This is a genomic window from Brachyspira pilosicoli (assembly GCF_019402445.1).
In the GTDB taxonomy this organism is placed as follows: Bacteria; Spirochaetota; Brachyspiria; order Brachyspirales; family Brachyspiraceae; genus Brachyspira; species Brachyspira pilosicoli_B.
Map to the genome: position 1 here is coordinate 1 of NZ_SRZM01000326.1, position 1,993 is coordinate 1,993.

Sequence of the window (1,993 nt, forward strand, 5' to 3'; positions counted from 1 at the left end):
ATATGACGGACTTAACCCTACAGGCTCATTTAAAGATAGAGGAATGGTGATGGCAGTTGCTAAGGCACTTGAAGAAGGTTCAAAGGCTATAATGTGTGCTTCTACTGGAAACACTTCTGCATCTGCTGCTGCCTATGCTGCTAGAAGCGGTATACAATGTATAGTGGTTATTCCAGATGGAAATATTGCTTTAGGAAAATTAGCACAAGCTTTAATGTATGGTGCTAAGGTTATAGCTATTAAAGGAAACTTTGATGAGGCATTAAAGGCTGTTGTTGATATTACAAATAAATATCCAATCACATTGGTAAACTCAATTAATCCTTTTAGGCTTCAAGGACAAAAAACTTCTGCATTTGAAATTTGCGATACTTTAGGAAAAGCTCCTGATTATTTAGCTATACCTGTTGGAAATGCTGGAAATATATCTGCATATTGGATGGGTTTTAAAGAATATAAAGAAAATGGAAAGGTATCAAACTTACCAAAAATGATAGGGTTTGAGGCTGAAGGTTCTGCTGCTATAGTACAAAACAGAGTAATAGAAAATCCTCAAACTTTGGCTACTGCTATAAAGATAGGTAATCCTGCTAGTTGGAAGTTAGCCGTTAATGCTGCTAATGAATCTAATGGTTTTATAGACTCGGTTACTGATGATGAAATATTAGAGGCTTACAAAATGCTTACAAGAGAAGAGGGTATATTTGCTGAGCCTGCTTCTGCTGCTTCTTTGGCTGGTGTTATAAAAACTTACAAAGCGGGTAAACTTAAAAAAGGCGATGTTGTAGTTTCTGTACTTACAGGAAATGGACTTAAAGACCCTGACAATGCAATAAAAATATGCAATGCCCCTATAAAAGTAGATAACAATATAGAAGAGATAAGAAAAGCTATAGGAATATGATTTATGAATAATAAAAAAAATAATAATAAAATATCAAAAAATAAAAAACTTGTAACTTTTAAAATACCAGCTACATCTGCAAATATTGGTTCTGGATTTGATAGTGTAGGGCTTGCTTTAGATTTATATAATGAAATACATATATACGAAAATGAAAACTCTAAAAAAATAGAATTTGAAATAACAGGCGAGGGCGAAAATGAGATATTAAAAGACAATAATATGATACTTGAAGCCATGAAGCTTGTATACAAAAAACTAAAAGCAAAGCCAGAAAAAGGATATACTATAAAATGTATAAACAGAATACCTTTATCAAGAGGGCTTGGAAGTAGTTCTGCGGCAATAATAGGAGGGCTTCTTTCTGCAAATTATATATTAGGAAATAAACTCTCTATTGAAAATGATATATTAAACATGGCTGTTCAGCTTGAGGGACACCCTGATAATGTTTCTCCTGCAATACTTGGAGGAATTATATCTGGTGTTGTACGCAAAAACGAAGATTTTAAATATGTTAAAATTAATGCTCCAAAAAATTTAAAAGCAATAGTTGCAATTCCAAACTTTCATTTAAGCACTGAAATTGCAAGAAATGCTTTGCCTAAAGAAATAAGTTTTAAAGATGCTATATTTAATATTTCAAGAGCAGCACTTTTAACTTCGGCATTATTTTCAAATAAGCTTGATTTACTTGAAGTAGCAACAGATGATAAACTTCATCAAGATTATAGAGCTAAGTTTATACCAGGACTTAAAGAATTATTTAAAGAAGCAAAAAAAGCAGGTGCTTATTCTGTTACTATAAGCGGTGCAGGCTCATCAATATTAGCATTAGTTAAAAACGATGAAAAAATAATAAAATATGTTTCTAACGCTATGAAAGAAAGTTTTGCTAAAAAGAAAATAGAATCAGAAATAAAAGTTTTAAATATTCCAAACAAAGGAATAATTATTATTTAATTAATTCCATAATAATATTAGGATATTTTATTTCTATGATTTTTGACTTATCTGCTAAATCATCAAATATAGTTGTATGCAATTTTATAGGAGAAATTTGTTTTCTAATATATTCTATAACTTCAT

General features: G+C 30.8%; 2 protein-coding genes. Both read left to right on the forward strand.

The window, feature by feature from the left end:
* The coding region (thrC, locus tag E6A48_RS10150) for a threonine synthase (RefSeq protein ID WP_219710090.1) at nt 1-904 on the forward strand (904 nt) is incomplete at its 5' end.
* Between the two features lie 3 nt (nt 905-907).
* Complete coding sequence (thrB, locus tag E6A48_RS10155; RefSeq protein ID WP_219710091.1) at nt 908-1,867, forward strand: homoserine kinase; 960 nt, start codon at nt 908-910, stop codon at nt 1,865-1,867.
* The last annotated feature ends 126 nt before the right edge of the window (nt 1,868-1,993 follow it).